Here is a 17,606-nt window from a genome sequence, read left to right as displayed (position 1 = left end):
CTCCAGAAAGTCGTGGGTTCTCCTCCACGCTAGGCAGCCAGCTCGATACCTGTCCAAGCTAACTTGGGCATGGGGCGATACCCGAAGAGCATGGCTACCTCGTGGTTGACGTCACAAAGGAGCAGACCTACGGTACGTCTACGAATTCGGATCGCGTTCACATCCGTGGACAGCCGAAAGGAACTCAATGTTGAGCCCACCCATTTCGAGGCTGCGTAGATGGCGGCCCGTGGCCGGCCTGCTCGGTCTGGCGCTGGCCACCAGCGCGGTCGGCGGCTGCACGGTCGCCAACTCCGAGTACGTCACCGGCGGCGGCGCCGACGGTCTGAGAATCGTTCTGCCGCAGGAGCCACCGACCCTGGAGGCGTGCCAGAGCTCGCTCACCGCCACCGGCGTGGTGGTGCGCTCGAACATCACCGAACCGCTGGTGGAGCGCGACCCCGACTCCGGTGAGCTGCAGCCGCTGCTGGCCACCGAGTGGGAGCAGACCACCGACGAGACCTGGACCTTCACCCTCCGCGAGGGCGTGACGTTCACCGACGGCACCCCCTTCGACGCCGAGGCCGCGGCCTTCACCATCGACCGCGCGGTGAACTCCGACCTCGCCTGCGAGGTGGAGGGTTACGTGTTCGGCGACACCGACCTGGAGGTGGAGGCCGTGGACGACACCACGCTGACCGTCACCTCGCCCGAGCCCGACCCGATCCTTCCGCTGCGCCTTTCGTTCATCGAGATGGTCTCCACCCGGACCAGCACGACCGAGAAGGTGCGCGAGCCGATCGGGACCGGCCCCTACCAGGTGGCCGACTGGCAGGCCGGACAGAGACTTTCGCTGGAGGCCAACCCGGACTACTGGGGTGAGGCACCGGCCTACAACAACGTGAACTACGTCTGGCGGGCCGAGGGCAGCGTGCGGGCCGCGATGGTGGCCAACGGCGAGGCCGACATCGCCACCAGCCTGGCGCCCGAGGACGGCGCCGGCGAACTGGCCGTGGCCTACCGCAACAACGAGACCACCGCGCTGCGCATGCAGGCCGACCAGCCCCCGCTGGACGACCAGCGGATCCGGCAGGCGGTGAACTACGTGATCGACCGGAACCTGCTCAGCCAGACGCTGTTCGAGAATCTGGCCACCCCTGCCGGTGAGCTCATTCCCGAGGGCATCGTCGGCTACAACCCGGACGAGAAGGTCTGGCCCTACGACGCGGCCAAGGCCAAGGCCCTGGTCGACGAGGCCCGCGCCGACGGCGTGCCGGTGGACACCGAGATCCGGCTGATCGGCCGCAACGCCCAGTTCCCGCGGATCACCGAGACGATCGAGGTGATCCAGGGCGAGCTGGAGAAGGCCGGGCTGAACGTGAAGATCGAGATGATGGACACGAACGCCCAGCTGGAGTACCAGATCCGGCCCTTCCCCGAGGACACCGGACCGTACCTGCTGATGATCATGCACGGTAACCAGGCCGGTGACGCGGCGTTCACACTGGACCAGTACATGCTCGCCGAGGGCTACCAGAGTTCCTGGGGCACGCCGGAGTTCGACCAGAAGATCCGCGACGCCGAGGCCCTGGTCGGGGCCGAGCGGCAGAGTGCGCTGGAGAAGCTCTGGCAGTACGAGCAGGACGAGATCACCCAGTACGCCTACATCGCGCACATGAGCGCGGTCCTGGCCAAGTCCGCGAGCGTCTCCTACGAGCCGAACTCGGCCAGCGGTGACGAGATGCGCCTGGCAGAGATGAGTCCTGTGTCATGACCGGATTCCTCCGCCGCCGCGCGGTCACCAGCCTGCTGCCGCTGATCGCCGTTCTGCTGGGCGTCTTCTTCCTCGCCCGGCTGACCGGCGACCCGGCCAACCTCTACCTGCCCGAGTCGGCCACCCCCGAGCAGCGGCAGAACTTCATCGAGGCCAACGGCCTGGACGACTCGGTGTGGGCCCAGATGTGGGACTACCTGGGCGGCATCCTGACCCTGGACTTCGGGGAGTCGCTGCGCACCGGGGAGTCGGCGGCCACGATGGCCCTGCGCGCCTTCCCGGCCACCCTGCAGCTGGCCTTCTCGACCATGCTGATCGCGGTCGTGGGAGCGATCGTGATCGGCAGCTGGGCGGCCTACCGGCCGAACTCGGTGGCCGACCGGATCTCCAGCTTCCTGTCGATGACCGCGGCCAGCGTGCCGGACTTCTGGTTCGCCATCGTCGGGGTCTGGATCTTCGCCGTGAGCCTGGGCTGGCTGCCTACCTCGGGTGTGACCGGGGGCATGGCCTCCTGGGTGCTGCCGGTGGCCACCCTGGTGATCCGGCCCCTGGGGGTGCTGACCCAGGTGGTGCGAGGGGCGATGGTGAGCGCCCTGAGCGCCCCCTACGTGCGGCTGGCTCGCAGCAAGGGCGCCGGCGACCTGCGGGTGGTCACCCACCACGCCCTGCGCAACGCCGCCGCCCCGGCCCTGACCGTGGCCGGTGACCTGATGGTCGGCCTGATCAACGGCGCCGTGGTGGTCGAGACCATCTTCGGCTGGCCGGGGATCGGCAAGCTGATGATCGACTCCATCCTCGGCCGGGACTTCGCCGTGCTGCAGGCCTGCGTGCTGCTCACCGCGGTCTCGATCTTCGTCCTCAACATCGTCATCGACATCGGTTACGCCCTGCTCGATGCCCGCGTGCGAGAGAAGGTTTCGGCATGACCGCCACTGTGGAGGCCCCGGTCGAGGCCCGGCCCCAGGCGCCGAAGCTGTGGCGCATGCTGCTGCGCGACCGGGTGGCCACCCTGGCCGCCCTGGTCCTGGCCTTCGTCGTCCTGGTCGCCGTGTTCGGCCCGATGCTGGTCGGCGACGAGGCCCGCGAGCAGAACCTGCTCAACGCCAACGCGGCCCCGTTCAGTCTCGACGACGGCTGGCTGAACTTCCTGGGCACCGACCCGCTGGGGCGCAGTGTGCTGGCCCGGCTGATCGTGGCCAGTCGCACCACCCTCTCGGTGGCCGTGCCGGCGGTGCTGCTCTCGCTGGTCATCGGCTCGCTGGTGGGCATGTGGGCCGGCTACCACCGGGGCTGGCGGGAGACCGTGGTGATGCGGATCGCCGACATCATCCTCAGCTTCCCCTCGCTGCTGATGGCCGTGGTGGTGCTGTACATCTTCTCGCCCAGCTCGGCCAACCTGGTGCTGGTGCTGGCGATCACCCGGATCCCGATCTACCTGCGCACCGCCCGGGCCGAGTCGGCCGAGCTGCAGAGCCGGCTGTTCGTCGACGCCGCCCGGACCTTCGGCACGAAGCCGTCGGCGATCATCTTCCGGCACGTCCTGCCGATCATCCTGCCCACCCTGCTCACCGTGGCCACCCTGGACTTCTGCTTCGTGATGCTCTCGGAGTCGTCGCTGAGCTTCCTCGGCATCGGCATCCAGCCGCCCTCGGTGAGCTGGGGCCTGATGGTCTCGCAGGGTCGCACCTACCTCCAGACCGCCTGGTGGCTCTCGTTCTTCCCCGGTCTGGCCATCGTGATCACCACCGTGTCGGCCACGGTCCTGGCCTCCTGGGCCCGGCTGGCCACCGACCCGGCCCAACGCTGGCGCCTGACCCTTCCCAGAGGAAAGCGCGGCCGCAAGGCCGTCGCCCCGGAGGCCAACTGATGTCCGTCCTCAGCGTCACCGATCTGACCGTCGACATCGAGACCCCCAACGGCACCCTGCGGGCCGTCGACGGGGTCGGGTTCGAGGCCGAGCAGGGCGAGACCCTGGCCCTGCTCGGGGAGTCCGGCTGCGGCAAGTCGATGACCGCCCAGGCCATCGTCGGGCTGCTCGAGCCGGTCGCCTCGGTCACCCGGGGCTCGGTCAACCTCAACGGCACCGACCTGGTCAAGGCCTCGCGCCGGCAGCGCCGGGCGGTGGCCGGCCCGGAGCTGGCGATCGTGTTCCAGGACGCGCTGACCGCGCTGAACCCGGTCTACACGGTGGGCACCCAGCTGGCCGAGCCGTTCCGGATCCACCGGAAGATGTCGGCCCGGGCGGCCCGGGCCGAGGCCGTCGAGCTGATGCGCCGGGTCGGCATCCCGCACCCGGAGAACCGGGTCGACGCCTACCCGCACCAGTTCTCCGGCGGCATGCGCCAGCGCCTGCTGATCGCCATGGCGGTGGCGCTGAACCCGAGCGTGCTGCTGGCCGACGAGCCCACCACCGCGCTCGACGTCACCGTGCAGGCCCAGATCATGGCGCTGCTGAAGGACCTACGGGCCGAGCGGGAGATGGCCGTCGTGCTGATCACCCACGACCTGGCCCTGGTCGCCGAGGAGGCCGACAAGGTGGCGGTGATGTACGCCGGGCACGTGGTCGAGACCGGCCCGGTGTCCGAGGTCTTCGGTAAGCCGAAACACCCCTACACCAAGGGCCTTCTGGACTCGGTGCCGGTGCACGTGGCCCGGGGGGAGGAGCTGTCCTCGATCGGCGGCACGCCCCCGGACCTGGCCTCGATCCCGAGCGGCTGCGTCTACCAGGCCCGCTGCCCCCTGGCCCGACAGAAGTGCCGGGACGAACGTCCTTCATTGAAACCCGTCGCCGACGGCCGCAAGGCCGCCTGCCACTTCACCGAGGAGGTCTGATCATGAGCGACCTGCTCGAGGTGAACGGCCTGACCAAGACGTTCGACGTGCGGGACGGGCGGCTGAAGGCGCTCGACGGGATCAGCCTGAAGCTGGGCAAGGGCGAGACCCTGGGCCTGGTCGGCGAGTCCGGTTGCGGCAAGTCGACTCTCGCCCGCACCCTGCTGATGCTGGAGAAGCCGGACGGCGGCACCGTGCGGTTCGACGGCACCGACCCGTTCGGCCTGCGCGGCAAGGAACTGCTGGCCTGGCGGCGCCGGGTGCAGATGGTGTTCCAGGACCCGTACGGTTCGCTGAACTCCCGGATGACGGCCGGCCAGATCATCGCCGAGCCGTGGAAGACCCACAAGCACATGTACGCCAACTCCCGCGACCGGGCCGCCCGGGTGCGAGAGCTGTTGCACCTGGTGGGTCTTCGCCCGAGCGACGCCGACCGCTACCCGCAGGAGTTCTCCGGCGGTCAGCGGCAGCGTCTGGGCATCGCCCGGGCCCTGGCCCTGCAGCCGGACGTGATCATCTGTGACGAGCCGGTGTCGGCGCTCGACCTGTCGGTGCAGGCGCAGGTGCTGAACCTGCTCAACGACCTGCAGCGCCAGCTCGGGGTCAGCTACGTGTTCATCTCGCACGACCTCTCGGTGGTGCGGCACGTGGCCGACCGGGTGGCGGTGATGTACCTGGGCCGGATCGTCGAACAGGGCCCGACCGAGGCGGTCTTCGAGCGCCCCCGGCACCCGTACACGGCCGCGCTGATGTCGGCGGCCCCGAAGCTGCACGAGTCCGACCGGGGCGAGCGGATCCTGCTCAAGGGCGAGATCCCCTCACCGCTGAACCCGCCCTCGGGCTGCCGCTTCCGCACCCGCTGCTGGAAGGCGACCGACATCTGCGCCTCCACCGCGCCCCCGCTGGTGAAGGACCCGGAATCACCGGACCACGGCGCCGAGTGCCACCACCCGATGGAGACGCCCAAGCAACTGGCGCTCGCCTAGAACAGAACGACCAGAGGACGGCGGTGGTCACCACCGCCGTCCTTTATGGTTCGGTAGGTGGACGTCGGTAGTCACCTGGACGCTCTGGCGCGGGCCACTGGGCACGGCTGGGCCTTCCTCGCCGCCTACGGCGCCACCTGGCTGCTCTGCGCCTGGGTCTGGACCCGGGCGAACCCGTGCACCGCGGCCCTGGCCACCCTGTTCCAGGGGATGGTCGCCTTGCCGGCCGCCCTCGTCCTCACTGCGGCTGGCCCTGATCGGCCCGACCACCCGGTTCTCGACGACCTGTCCGTCGTCCTGGCCACCGGCCAGCTCCTGGGCCTGCCGATCGTGGTCTGCCTAGTCCTCTCACGCCGTTACGAACTCGTCCCGCTGGCCATGGCTCTACTGCTGGTAGTGCATTTCGCGCCCTACAGCTGGCTCTACCGCACTCCGTTGTACTTCGTGCTGGGCACGGCTGTAGCGCTCACCAGCGTCACCCTGATGGCTCGCGCCGAACGTGCAGACGGCCCCAGGGCGCAGGCCGGGGCCGCAGCGGTCTGCGCCGGCACCGGCGTACTCATGGCCGCGGGCGCCGTCCTTGCCTTGACCTTGGCCTGAGAGTCAGCGACGGACCAGATTGCGTAGGGGCCGGCCAGAGGCCAGCGCCTCGACATTCGCCACCACGTCGGCGACCCGGCCCTGGAAGGTCTCTTCGGTGTGTCCCGACTGGTGCGGGGTGAGCACCACGTTATCGAAACCGGTGAAGTCCAGGTGTGAGGGCGGGGGCGCGTCGGGGTCGCGGGGGTTGCGCCACCACACGTCGATCGCGGCGCCGCCGATGGTGCCCTCGGTGAGGGCGTTGTGCAGCGCCTGCTCGTCCACCACGGCCCCGCGGGCCACGTTGACCAGGATGGCGTCGGGCCTCATGGCGGCCAGGGCCTCGGAGTCCAGCAGGCCACGGGTCTTTTCGCTGAGCGGCACGGTGGCCACCACGATGTCGGACGTCCGCAGCAGCTCGGGCAGTTGGGCGGAGGTCCCCATCCACTCGACTCCCTCGGCAGCGCGGCCGGAGTGCCGCACGGCCCGCACCCTCATCCCCAACGCCCGGGCCAGAACGGCTACCTGAGAGCCGATCTCACCGAATCCGACGATGCCCATGGTGCGCCCGGCCAGGACGCCACCGAAGGGCACGGCCGGATCGGTCATCACCGTGCGCCACTGGCCGGCCGCCAGCTCCCGGGAGGCCCGGGGCACGTGCCGCAGCAGCATCATCGAGACCATCACCACGTGCTCGGCGATCGAGCGACCGTGGTGAAAGGTGTTGGCCAGCAACGTGCTGGGTGGTAGGGCGTCTACTGCGATCTTGTCCAGGCCGGCCCCGGTGACCTGCACCAGCCGAAGGTCTTCACCACAGGCCCGGATCAGCTCCGCCGAGGCCGAGGCGCCGACCAGGACCTGGGTTCCCGGCGCGGCCCGGAGATCTTGCGCGAAGACCCACTCGTGCGGGGAGTTCGATTCGAGCCGGGTCCGGAACCGCTGCAGGATCTGCTCGGTGACGAGGATCTTCACCAGAGCGGCTGCTTCCACCCGGGGTCGATGCTGCGCATGTAGCCGGTGTCGTCGCGGTTGCGGATGCCGCTGTCCAGGTACTGCTGGTGCATCCGGGCCAGCGCGTCCCGGTCCAGCTCGACGCCCAGCCCGGGTTTCGTCGGAACCCGCACCGACCCGTCCTCGAAAGACAGCTCCCCCGGCACGATCACGTCGTCCTCGGCCTGCTTCCAGGGCCAGTGCGTGTCGCAGGTGTAGTCGAGGTTCGGGGTGGCCGAGGCCAGGTGCACCATCGCGGCCAGGCTGATGCCCAGGTGCGAGTTCGAGTGCATCGACAGGCCCAGGTCGAAGGTGTCGCAGATCGAGGCCAGGGCCTGCGAGCGGCGCAGACCGCCCCAGAAGTGGTGGTCGGACAGCACCACCTGCACCGCGTCCTGCCGGACGGCGGGCTTCAGCTGGTCGAAGGCGACCACGCACATGTTCGTGGCCAGGGGCATCGGCACGTCGCGGGCCACCTGGGCCATGCCTTCGAGGCCGGCGGTCGGGTCCTCCAGGTACTCCAGCACACCCTCGAGGTCGTGGCCGACCTTGATCGAGGTGGGCACCGTCCAGACCGCGTTCGGGTCCAGGCGCAGCGGGGTGTCGGGGAAGGCCTGCCGCAGCGCCTTGATCGCGGCCACCTCCTCCTCGGGGTGGAACACGCCGCCCTTCAGCTTGATCGACGAGAAGCCGTAATCGCCGATCATTTTCGTGGCCTGGCGGACCAGGCCGTCGGGATCGAGCGCGGCCCCCCACTCGTCCTCGTCGTGGCCCGGATGGCCGGCCCACTTGTAGAACAGGTAGCCGGTGAAGCTCACCCGGTCGCGCACCGCGCCGCCGAGCAGGTCGCTGACCGGGCGGCCGACGAGCTTGCCCTGCAGGTCGAGCGCCGCGACCTCGAACGGGGAGAGCACCCGGTCGCTGGTCGAGGAGGTGGTGACCATGCCGGCCATGCCGTGCCCGCCGACCTCGGTGTCCTCCTGCAGGGAGACGACCACCCGGCGCTGGATCTCGTGCAGGTCGAAGACGTCGGCGCCGACCAGGGCGGCCGCCGCCCGCTCGATGCGCCGCAGGTGCGGCTCGTCGCCGTAGGTCTCGCCCAGCCCGTACCATCCGCCCGACGTCACCACCTCGACGATCGTGCGCAGGGCGAACGGCTCGTGCACGCCAACACTGTTCAGCAGCGGGAGATCCCGGAAGGCCACGGGTGTCACCCGGACGGCAGAAATCAGCTCGGACATGGCAACCCTTCATTGGGAGACGTCCTCTGCATCCTGACACGGTTCACATGTGTGGACAAGAGTCAGGGATGTGGACGACACCTGTGCATGAAGGGGCCCGGTCCGGGCCGGCTCAGTTCAGCGGGCGCCGAACGGCAGGCCCTTGGCCTGCAGGTGAGCCCGCCAGCCGCCCACCGCGCTGATGTCCTCGACATCGGAGCGGTGCAGCGCCTCGGCCCGCATCCGCATGGCCAGCGAGCCGGAGCCGTCGGCCAGTTCGATGATGCCCAGCTCCAGCTCGGCCGGTTCGCGGGGCAGGAGGCGGTCGGCCAGCATCAGGTAGGGCAGCTCGTAGACCTCGCCGGGCACGGCCGCGCCGCCGCTCTCGACCGGGTGCAGGCCGGGGAACTCGTCGCGCACCGAGAAGAAGCGGTAGCGCGGGGCGGTGTCGAACTCACCCACGAACCGGGCCTCGGCGAAGGCGTCGTTGAACTCCCCGCCGCGCATGCCCTGGCCGTTCACGAACATCCTGATCAAGCTCATACCCAGGCAGTATTCAGCATGATCGGGGAGACCACGCGATCGATCCGGTCACCGGCGTTGCGCAGCGCCTGGATCACCTCGGCCTCCCGCTGCGGGGTCAGCCGGGCGATCGGGATCGAGGCGCTGATCGCGTCGGCCGCGGGCTCGGCGTAGTGCAGCGGCACGGCGAAGCACTTCAGCCCCAGGCTGTTCTCCTGGTTGTCCACCGCGTAACCGCGTTGCCGGGTCTGCTCGAGATCCTCCTCCAGCGCGGCCCGTTCGACGATCGTGTGCGGGGTCAGGGCGTCGAGGGTGTCGGGCAGGTGCTCGTCCCGCTCGTCCTGGTCCCGGTCGCTCAGCAGCGCCTTGCCCAGCGAGGTGCTGTAGGCGGGCAGCCGGCGGCCGATCCGGCTGTAGGGGCGCAGGTACTGGCTGGACTCGCGGGTGGCCAGGTAGACCACGTCCTGCCCGTCCAGGCGGCCGAAGTGGAAGGTCTCGTCGAGCTGCTCGCGCAGTTCGTCGAGCACCGGGGCGACCAGCGGCAGGTACGGGTCGGTGTCCAGGTAGCTGGTGCCGGCCAGGAGTGCGCGGATGCCGATGCCGTACAGGGTGCCGGTGCTGTCGGCCCGCACCCAGCCGTGCTTGGCCAGGGTGCGCAGCAGGGCGTGCAGGCTGCTGCGGGGCACTCCGAGGGCCTCGCTGAGCTCGCGGAGCCGGGCCGGGCGGTTCTGCCGGGCGGCCAGGTGCTCGAGCAGCTCGACCGTGCGGGCGGCGGACTTGACCTCGCGAACGCCGCTGCTCTCCACGGGTTCTGCCGGGCTTCCCGAGTTCGACGACGCTGTGGACACGGGCGCTCCAATCAAGGGGGACGCGGAGGCGTCACCCTAACAGGGCGTCCACATACGAGGACGCCGGTTCAGAGCACTGAACCGGCGTCCTTCGGCGAAGAGATCAGGCGGCCCGGGTGGGCTCGTCGTCCTTGACCTCGATCTCGGCGGCGGCCGCCGCCCGAGCGTCCCGCCGGTTGGCGAGCGTGCTGGTGATGGTCACGGTGATCAGGACGGCCACGATGAAGCCGAGCGACGCCCAGGTCGGCACCACCGGCACCGAGTGGATCGGCTCACCGCCGTTGAGGAACGGCAGCGAGTTCTCGTGGAAGGCCTCCATCACCAGCTTCACGCCGATGAAGGCCAGGATCACCGAGAGGCCGGTGTCCAGGTGGCGCAGCCGGTCCAGCAGGTCGCGGACCACGAAGAACAGCTGCCGCAGCCCCATCAGGGCGAAGGCGTTGGCCGTGACCACCAGGAACGGCTCCTTGGTGAGGCCGAAGATGGCCGGGATCGAGTCGAGCGCGAAGAGCACGTCGGTGACCCCGATCGCGATCATCGTGATCAGCATCGGGGTGGCGATCCAGCGGTGGTTCTGCTTCACGAACGGCCGGCCGCCGTGCCACACCGGGGTGCTGGGGATGACCCGGCCGATGAAGCCGACCACGGCCGGCGGGGCCTCGTCCTCGGCCTCGTGCTCCGGGTCACCGTGCTTGGAACGCAACAGGTTCCAGGCGGTGTAGAGCAGGAACGCCGCGAAGATGAAGAACACCCAGGAGAACTGCGAGATGGCCGCGGCACCGACGGCGATCAGCCCGGCCCGCAGCACCAGGGCCAGCAGGATGCCGATGGTCAGCACCCGCAGCTGCAGGTACTCCGGCACCGAGAACCTGGTCATCAGGACCAGGAAGACGAAGAGGTTGTCGGCACTGAGGCTGTACTCGGTGAGCCAGCCGGCGATGAACTGGCCGCCGTAGCTGGGCCCGAAGCCGATCCAGATCGCGACCCCGAAAGCCAGTGCCACGCCTACGTAGAAGAGCACCCAGCGGGTCGCGTGCTGGATGGTGATGTGCGTCTGACCCCGGTTCGCGACCAGGTCGACGGCTGTGATCCCAAGGACCAGGGCGATGGTGGCGATCCACCAGGCCGCGCTGACGTCCATTCAAGGGCCTCCGGTTTCTTTGCATGCAAAAGGAACCGGAGGTCTCCTCCACCTGGTCGCGAGGAACGCGATCGGGCCAGTGACGCCGGGCACGACCGAACGACGCTGATCGGTCTGGTGTCTGGATGCCGTGTTGACGACGTCACCGCTTAGGGAGTACTCCCCTCCACTACTGGCACAGTGTGCCCCGCCGCTTCCGGCGGGTCCACTACCGGTGAACAACGACACATGCGGTGCGGGGAACTTCCGCGAGCGCCGGACATGTGCCTTGCCTCCACCCACGTCCAAGGGTATTTGTCCCGTTTTTGTTCCCGGCCCGAAAACCAAAGGTGCCGAAACAAAGGACGAGGGCCACCGACGTCCGTACGTCGGTGGCCCTCAGGTGCGTGGTGGGGAAGGAGTGCGGCTACTGGGTGGCCAGAGCCAGGCTCTCCCGCGGGGCCTGAGCCAGCTGCGGGCCGCCGAGCAGGTACTCCAGCGCCTGCGTGGCGTTCCAGCCCTGCGGGTGCCGGCGCAGCAGCTCCTTGGCCGCGGTGAGGTCCGAGCCCAGGGTGAGCAGCGGGTCCTCCTTGATGCCGGAACGCACCTGGGGCATGCCGATCGTGGCCATCAGGCCGTTGCACAGGCACTTGCGGCCGATGGTGTTGTCCAGCTCGCCGCCCTTGCGCACGTAGTCGTCCTCGGGCTCGGAGGGGCACCGGTAGCCGACCTTGCCGGGGGCGCGCTCGAAGGGGGTGCGCAGGTAGGCCAGGTCGCAGATCCGGGTGCGGGCCGCGTAGCCCTCGGGCGTACCGGTGGTGCCGTCGAGCTCGGCGACCTTGAACGGGAAGCCGGTGGGCGAGGCCAGGGCGTCGGTCTTCACTTCCAGGCGGTCCTCGGCCAGCGCCCCGAGCAGCTTGCCGCGGTTCTCCGGGCTGGTGCCGGAGTCGCTGCTGAGCGCGAAGATCGTGCCGACCTGGACACCCGCGGCGCCAAGGGCCTTGGCCTCCTGCACGTGCTCGGGGGTGGCGTAGGCGCCGGCCAGCCAGAACGGGAGGCCGTACTTGGCGATCTTGGTGAGGTCGGCCTCGTCGCGTGCGCCGTAGACCGGCTCGCCGTTCTCGTCGATCTGCACGCGGCCCCGCGGCGGGGTGTTGTGACCGCCGGCCACGTGACCCTCGATCACGAAACCGTCCGGCGTGGTGACCTTTTCCTTGGTGAGGTAGGCGGCCAGCGGGTGCGAGGAGATGATCGCCAGGAACATCGGGCGCTTCAGCGGCGGCAGGGTGCCGGCCGGGACCACGGTGGCCGGGTCGAGCGCGGTGGCGTAGGTCTGGGTGGCACCGTCGACGTGGACGTCCATCTCGGTGTACTCGTGCCGGCTGAGCTGGTTGATCAGGCGCGGCAGCTTCGACGGGATACCCGCCCCGACCAGCACGTAGTCGACCCCGGCGAGCATCGAGCCGTACAGCGCGGGCACGATCGCCAGCTGGATCTTCTCCAGGATGTTGATCCCGACCAGGCCGGAGTGCCCCTCCTTGGCCAGCCACACCTCCACGAAGGCGCTGGCCACCATCAGGTCGCGGCTCTTGCTCACCGGGTTCATGGTCAGGTTGGGCACCGGCAGGTAGGCCTGGCCCTCTTCCCGGCCCTCAGGCTTGTAGTAGCGCTCGATGATCCACTCGGCCACGGCGGGCACCGGGAAGTGCTCCAGCGCGCGGCGCATGTGGCCACCGGGGTCGCCGTCCTGCAGGCGGCGCACCACCACGGAGTCCAGTGCGGTGCCGGAGACCACACCGAGCTGACCGGCCATGGCCACCTGCTTGGCCAGGTTCCAGTCGGAGACCGCCGCGCCCATCCCGCCCTGGATGACGGTGGGCAGCGGGGCACCGCCGGCCACGGGGTGCGCAGCCGTGTCGGTGCCGGGCATGGTCTGTCCAGTCTGCACGGGTGGGCCTTCCTGCTGGATCTGGCAACCTACGCTTTCGTAAGTTACGCCTTCGGAAGAGTAACCTACGCGCGCGAAGGTTGTCTGGCTAGAGCGGCTCGTCGGTAGGTCCGGGTCGCGAGGCTCGTGATTGCGCCGTGTTGCCTGCTCAGCAGGGGTTCGGCGGCTGCGGTGCCAGGTAACGAAGAGGTAAAGCTCACAGGCGTTTCAGTACCGCACAACGACTTTCAAGATCATCGTTGCGGCTCAGATGTAGCCGAGCTTGCTGGCCGCGTACACCGCCTCGGCCCGCCTCGACACGGTGAGCTTGCGCATCAGATTGCTGACGTGGAACTTCACCGTGGTCTCGGAGATGTAGAGCCGGCCGCCGATCATGCGGTTCGAGCAGCCCTGGGCCAGCAGGCGCAGCACCTCCACCTCGCGCTCGGTCAGGCGTGGGCGGTGCGGGTCGGGGCCCGGGCTGAGGCTGCGGACCATGGCGGCGGTGCTGCGGGCGTCCAGAGCGCTGTCACCCCGCCCCACCGCCCGGATCGCTCGCACCAGCTCGGTCGTGTCGGCGTCCTGCACCACGTAGCCGCGGGCACCGTGCTGGATGGCGGCCAGGACCAGCCGGTCGTCCGGCAGGCTGCTCAGCATCAGCACCCCGAGCCCGGGGAAGCGACTGGTCAGGGCCGCGCAGGTGGCCAGGCTCCCGGCGGCCGAGGCTTCCAGCAGCACCACGTCGGGCCGGCCCTGCTCCACCCGGGCCACCACCTCCGCAGGCGAGCCCGCCTCGCCGACCAGGCGCAGATCGTCCTGAAGTTCCAGCACCTCACGCAGCCCCTGGCGCACCTTCGCCGGATGGCCGGCCAGGACGATCCCGATGGTGGACGAGCTGGGCCGGGTTGGTGACGTCGTCGGCACCGAGGTGGTCCTCATGTCTGGATCCTCCAGATCCGAGAGCTCGGAACAGCGGGGATTCACGGACGCTCGCCGTCAGGGGCCGCGGCTGGCGGCGGAGAACGCCGGGCTCACCGGAAGTTCCGGATCGGGGAGGCAGATCGGGGTCGGCGTCGGACGAGTGTCAGGTGAGCAGCAGGTGGGCACAGCACACACGGCTCCTCCTACGCGACGCCCTCGTCCCTCAAGGACGGTAGGCCGCCCACCGCGCGTTCGTAAAGGTCTCTAGTCTGCCGATCATGACCTATTCCCCGGTTCCCGAACTGAACGCCCTGTGGGACTTCCAGGCGGTGCACGGCTCGGAGAGCTACGCCCAGGGCTTCGGCCTGTACGAGGAGTTCGGCGACCGCGAGGACCTGGCCCCGGGCTGGAGCGACGCCGACGCCTTCCACGCCCGGCTCAAGTCGTTCGCCCGGGCCACCGGCGGCGGCTCGATGTACGCGCTGTGGCAGGCCGAAGACGGCTCGTCTCCGGTAGTGGTCTTCGGCGACGAGGGCGGCATCCACGTGGTCGCCACCGACGTCCGTGACCTGTTCCGGATCCTGACCTTCGACGTGGAGCCGATGGTCGACTGGGACGGGGTCAGCTTCTACAAGGACGAGGAGTACGACGAGCCGAGCCCTTCCCACGACGAGTTCGTGGCCTGGCTCGAGACCCAGGGCCTACAGCCCATCGACGACGCCGACTCCCTGGTCAAGGTCGCCCAGGAGCGCTACGAGCCCTCGTTCCGGGCCTGGATCGACCAGTTCCCCCTCGGCGAGAACTGAGGACTAACCGCCGTAGATCTTGCGCATCGCGGCCTTGCGCACCGCCTTTGTCGGCTTGCCCAGCCGGCCTTCGGCGGCCAGGGCCGAGCGGGCCGCGATCCAGCCGCAGGCGCCGTGCACGCCGCCGCCCGGGTGGGTGGCGGCGCTGGCGATGTAGAGGCCGTCGATCGCGGTCTCGGGGCGGCCCAGGCCGGTGGCGGGGCGGAAGACCAGCTGCTGGTGCAGCTGGGCGGTGCCGCCGTTGATCGCGCCGTGGTGCAGGTTGCCGTCGGCGGCCTCGAGGTCGGAGGGGTGCTGGACGGTGCGGTGGCGCACCCGGTCGCGGAAGCCGGGGGCCATGCCTTCCAGCGTCTCCTCCATCGTCTCGGCGATCTTCCCGGCGTGCGCGTTGTCGTGCCGGTGGCGGGGCAGGTGGGTGTAGGCCCAGACGCTCTCGGTGCCGGCCGGGGAACGGGTCGGGTCGGCCGTGGTCATCTGCCCCAGGAGGGCGAACACCTGCTCGGGCTCGCGGCCCGCGGCCAGGTCGCCCGACCAGCGCGACAGACCCTGCAGATCGGTGCCGTAGTGCACCGTTCCGGCCTGCCGGGCCTGCTCGGCCTTCCACGGGATGCCGCCGTCGACCAGCCAGTTCACCTTCACCGTGGGCAGGTCCCACTCGAAGCGGTTCAGGTCGGCGCGCAGGCGGGCCGGAAGGTGCTCTTCCCCGACGAGATCGTTGAACAGGCGCGGTGCGTCGACATCGGCGAGAACGGCCCGGCGCACCGAGACCTCCCGGCCCGAAGCTGTGCGTACGGCTGTGGCCCGACCGCCGCGCACCACCACGTCGGTGACGTTCTCGCCCACGTCGATGCGGGCCCCGGCCGCCCGGGCCCGATTGGCCATGGCCTGGGACAGCATGCCCGCGCCGCCCTGCGGAACGGGGAAGCCCACGTCTTGGGCGAGCATCACCAGCAGCCAGCCGAACAGGCCGCTGCCGGGGGCTTCCATCGGGACGTCGGCATGCATCGCGTTGCCGGAGACGAGCAACTTGCCGTGCTCGCCACCGAACCACTCCTGGGTAAGCCGGATCACCGGTGCAGCGGCGATGCGCGCCAGTTCCAGCGTGTCGTGCGTGCCAGCGCGCCAGAGGAGCTTGGCGCCCGAGCGCACCGGGGGGAACGGGGTGAAGAGAGCTTCCAGCAGGGGGTCGCGCACCCGCATCCACTGCTGGTGCAGCTTCAGCCAGGACTCGCCGTCCCCAGGGTGGTCGCGGTCGAGCGCAGCGGCGGTCTCGTCGGGGTCGCGGTGGATCACGGCGGCCGTCTCGTCCTCCGGGCCGGCCACGTGTGCGATCACGTTGGGCGCCTGCACCCAGGTCAGGCCGTGCTGCTCCAGCCCCAGGCGCTTGATCACGGGGGAGGCGGCGGCCAGCGGGTAGAAGGCGCTGAACAGGTCGGAGGTGGCCTCGGGGGACTCCGGCCACAGCGAGCCGGAGCGTACGGCGCCGCCCACCTCGTCCTGGGCCTCCAGGACCAGCACGTCCCACCCGGCATCGGCCAAGGCAGAGGCGGCGACCAGGCCGTTCGGGCCCGCTCCGATGACCACGGCGTCGACGGTCTCCACGCTGCTGCACTCCCGTTCTGCCGGCTGCCCGGCCTTGCCCGTGTCCGTGCTGCTTCCGTGTTCATACCAGCAGCCCCTCCGCGGGTGCGCGAGTCAGGGGGGCCGCCCGGTGGTGGGCAGGCCGGGCGCGATGCCCGGGAAACGGGCCGGAATCAGTTCTGCAGCGAGCCAGGAGCGTTACGCCGGTTGTGCGGGCCGGTTCGGGTGCCCGCTTGGCTCCGATTCTCGGCTACATCTTGCAGTCAGGCGTATCCGCAGTGAAAGCTTGTTCCACCCAATGGCGGGGGCGAGCACGGAGGGAACCATGGCTCATCGCGTCAGACACACGGCTCGCCGATTACTTCGTCCGGACGCCTCACCGCCCGCGTCCTGAGTGCCTTCGGGCCGCCGCACCCCGCGACAGTCGCCGGGTCGGCAGGCCCCTCCAGCGCCGTGGTCACGCCTGCGCCTCATCCCTCGTTCGGGGACTGAACCGCACGCGTCCCACTGTTACCTGAGTGCCAGGTACGCACCAATGCCCATGTCGTCCGCGACGATTCGCGTGGCCTGGGCCGCCTTCCGGTGAACTTCCTGCACCGCTGCGAGCTGGGCCGACGGTGCGACCAGCGTCTGCAGCGGCCGCTTCCCCGGCGCAGTCTCGACCAAGGAGGTCAGGGCGTCGCTGACCTGGCTTGCGGTGCCGATGCTTTCGGCGTTCTCGGTGGCCCGCCGGGTCAGGTCGGTGACGAAACCGGTCAGCGCCTCGCTGTACAGCCCGAGCCGTTCCTGGTCGGCGGGCAGGGCAGCGTTCGCGCCGATGTTCGTGGGGTACGAGGCGGGCTCGATGATGACGGATTCGACGCCGTAGGGCGCCAGTTCGTGGTGCCAGGCTTCGGTCAGGGCGCGTAGCGCCGCCTTGCTGGCGGCGTACAGCCCGTTGAACGGTGGGGTCATCCAGGCCGAGAGCGATCCGACCTGGATCAGTACGCCGTGCCCCTGTGCCCGCAGGTGGGGGAGCACGGCGTTGTTCACGCGCAGGGCGCCGAGCGTGTTCACGTCGAACTGTTGCTGCGCCTCGTGGGCGGTGTAGGCCTCCAAGGGCCCGGCGAAGTTGCGGCCTGCGTTGTTCACGACAACGTCGAGCTGCCCAGCGGTTTCGATCAATGTACGGACGGCGGTGGCGACGGAGGCGTCGTCGGTCACGTCGATCTCGAGCACCTTCAGATCGAGGTGCTCCGCCGCGGCCAGCGCGGTGAGCTCGGCGGCGGCCGGGGCGTTGCGGCCGGAAACGTCGCGCAGGCCGGCGAAGACCCGGTGGCCCCGGCGGGCCAGGGTCTCGACAGTCAGTCGCCCGAAGCCGGTGCTGGCCCCGGTGACCAGCACAGTTCGGATTTCGGACGGGGTGGGCTCGGTCATCGTGAAGCTCCCGGAAGGTGTCGCTCAGGTAAGTGGGGTGTGCCCCCACTTCGTCGTGACGAAGATATGGAGGGCCACCCCACTTTGTCAACGACAAGCGGGGCT

16 protein-coding genes are annotated in these 17,606 nt (G+C 69.7%); 7 read left to right on the top strand and 9 right to left on the bottom strand.

What is annotated here, in order from left to right; translation table 11 throughout:
• The first annotated feature begins 187 nt into the window (after nucleotides 1-187).
• The 6 genes from LWF15_RS01495 to LWF15_RS01470 are packed head-to-tail and all read left to right on the top strand — an operon-like array spanning nucleotide 188 to nucleotide 6,171.
• Nucleotides 188-1,753, top strand: coding sequence for an ABC transporter substrate-binding protein (locus LWF15_RS01495; protein WP_408622341.1), 1,566 nt, complete (start codon nucleotides 188-190; stop codon nucleotides 1,751-1,753).
• Complete coding sequence (locus tag LWF15_RS01490) at nucleotides 1,750-2,679, top strand: ABC transporter permease (RefSeq protein ID WP_232808480.1); 930 nt, start codon at nucleotides 1,750-1,752, stop codon at nucleotides 2,677-2,679. Before LWF15_RS01495 ends, LWF15_RS01490 begins: the two co-directional genes overlap by 4 nt.
• Entirely contained in the window at nucleotides 2,676-3,620 is a 945-nt protein-coding gene (locus tag LWF15_RS01485; RefSeq protein ID WP_232808479.1) for an ABC transporter permease, read from the top strand. The genes LWF15_RS01490 and LWF15_RS01485 overlap by 4 nt, the downstream gene beginning before the upstream one ends.
• Nucleotides 3,620-4,585, top strand: a complete 966-nt coding sequence (locus LWF15_RS01480; RefSeq protein ID WP_232808478.1) for an ABC transporter ATP-binding protein — start codon at nucleotides 3,620-3,622, stop codon at nucleotides 4,583-4,585. Before LWF15_RS01485 ends, LWF15_RS01480 begins: the two co-directional genes overlap by 1 nt.
• Nucleotides 4,586-4,587: 2 nt before the next feature.
• Nucleotides 4,588-5,571 carry an ABC transporter ATP-binding protein gene (locus tag LWF15_RS01475; protein ID WP_232808477.1) on the top strand — a complete coding sequence of 328 codons (984 nt, stop codon included), beginning with the start codon at nucleotides 4,588-4,590 and terminating at the stop codon, nucleotides 5,569-5,571.
• 57 nt (nucleotides 5,572-5,628) lie between these two features.
• The gene (locus tag LWF15_RS01470; protein ID WP_232808476.1) at nucleotides 5,629-6,171 is read left to right on the top strand and encodes a DUF7010 family protein; all 543 of its coding nucleotides are present in this window, start codon (nucleotides 5,629-5,631) and stop codon (nucleotides 6,169-6,171) included.
• A 3-nt stretch (nucleotides 6,172-6,174) separates the two neighbouring features.
• On the opposite strand, the gene LWF15_RS01465 is transcribed toward LWF15_RS01470, so the two are convergent.
• The 7 genes from LWF15_RS01465 to LWF15_RS01435 all read right to left on the bottom strand — a co-directional run bounded on the left by LWF15_RS01465 (nucleotide 6,175) and on the right by LWF15_RS01435 (nucleotide 13,716).
• Nucleotides 6,175-7,122 (bottom strand): 2-hydroxyacid dehydrogenase, encoded by a 948-nt coding sequence (locus tag LWF15_RS01465; protein ID WP_232808475.1) that lies wholly within the window; start codon nucleotides 7,120-7,122, stop codon nucleotides 6,175-6,177.
• Nucleotides 7,119-8,381, bottom strand: coding sequence for a glucarate dehydratase family protein (locus tag LWF15_RS01460; RefSeq protein WP_232808474.1), 1,263 nt, complete (start codon nucleotides 8,379-8,381; stop codon nucleotides 7,119-7,121). The genes LWF15_RS01465 and LWF15_RS01460 overlap by 4 nt, the downstream gene beginning before the upstream one ends.
• A gap of 117 nt (nucleotides 8,382-8,498) precedes the next feature.
• Nucleotides 8,499-8,903: an allophanate hydrolase-related protein gene (locus LWF15_RS01455; RefSeq protein WP_232808473.1), complete on the bottom strand. Its 405-nt coding sequence runs from the start codon at nucleotides 8,901-8,903 to the stop codon at nucleotides 8,499-8,501.
• A complete protein-coding gene (locus LWF15_RS01450) occupies nucleotides 8,900-9,730 on the bottom strand; it encodes an IclR family transcriptional regulator (protein WP_232808472.1) in 831 nt (276 codons plus the stop codon). The genes LWF15_RS01455 and LWF15_RS01450 overlap by 4 nt, the downstream gene beginning before the upstream one ends.
• A 103-nt stretch (nucleotides 9,731-9,833) precedes the next feature.
• The gene (locus LWF15_RS01445; RefSeq protein ID WP_232808471.1) at nucleotides 9,834-10,871 is read right to left on the bottom strand and encodes a TerC/Alx family metal homeostasis membrane protein; all 1,038 of its coding nucleotides are present in this window, start codon (nucleotides 10,869-10,871) and stop codon (nucleotides 9,834-9,836) included.
• A 406-nt stretch (nucleotides 10,872-11,277) separates the two neighbouring features.
• Entirely contained in the window at nucleotides 11,278-12,798 is a 1,521-nt protein-coding gene (locus tag LWF15_RS37235) for a nitronate monooxygenase (RefSeq protein WP_232808470.1), read from the bottom strand.
• A gap of 246 nt (nucleotides 12,799-13,044) precedes the next feature.
• Nucleotides 13,045-13,716 carry a LuxR C-terminal-related transcriptional regulator gene (locus LWF15_RS01435; RefSeq protein WP_232808469.1) on the bottom strand — a complete coding sequence of 224 codons (672 nt, stop codon included), beginning with the start codon at nucleotides 13,714-13,716 and terminating at the stop codon, nucleotides 13,045-13,047.
• Between the two features lie 260 nt (nucleotides 13,717-13,976).
• Between LWF15_RS01435 and LWF15_RS01430 the strand changes: the two genes are divergently transcribed.
• Nucleotides 13,977-14,504: a hypothetical protein gene (locus tag LWF15_RS01430; RefSeq protein WP_232808468.1), complete on the top strand. Its 528-nt coding sequence runs from the start codon at nucleotides 13,977-13,979 to the stop codon at nucleotides 14,502-14,504.
• A gap of 3 nt (nucleotides 14,505-14,507) precedes the next feature.
• Here the strand turns inward: LWF15_RS01430 and LWF15_RS01425 are convergent, their stop codons facing one another.
• Both LWF15_RS01425 and LWF15_RS01420 read right to left on the bottom strand, forming a co-directional pair.
• Complete coding sequence (locus LWF15_RS01425) at nucleotides 14,508-16,106, bottom strand: phytoene desaturase family protein (protein ID WP_232808467.1); 1,599 nt, start codon at nucleotides 16,104-16,106, stop codon at nucleotides 14,508-14,510.
• A 489-nt stretch (nucleotides 16,107-16,595) separates the two neighbouring features.
• On the bottom strand, nucleotides 16,596-17,501 hold the full coding sequence (locus LWF15_RS01420; protein ID WP_232808466.1) for an SDR family oxidoreductase: 906 nt from the start codon (nucleotides 17,499-17,501) through the stop codon (nucleotides 16,596-16,598).
• Nucleotides 17,502-17,606 lie beyond the last annotated feature (105 nt).

The organism is Kineosporia rhizophila (genome assembly GCF_021277265.1).
Taxonomy (GTDB): Bacteria; Actinomycetota; Actinomycetes; order Actinomycetales; family Kineosporiaceae; genus Kineosporia; species Kineosporia rhizophila.
This window is presented reverse-complemented; position numbering and strand designations above follow the sequence as displayed.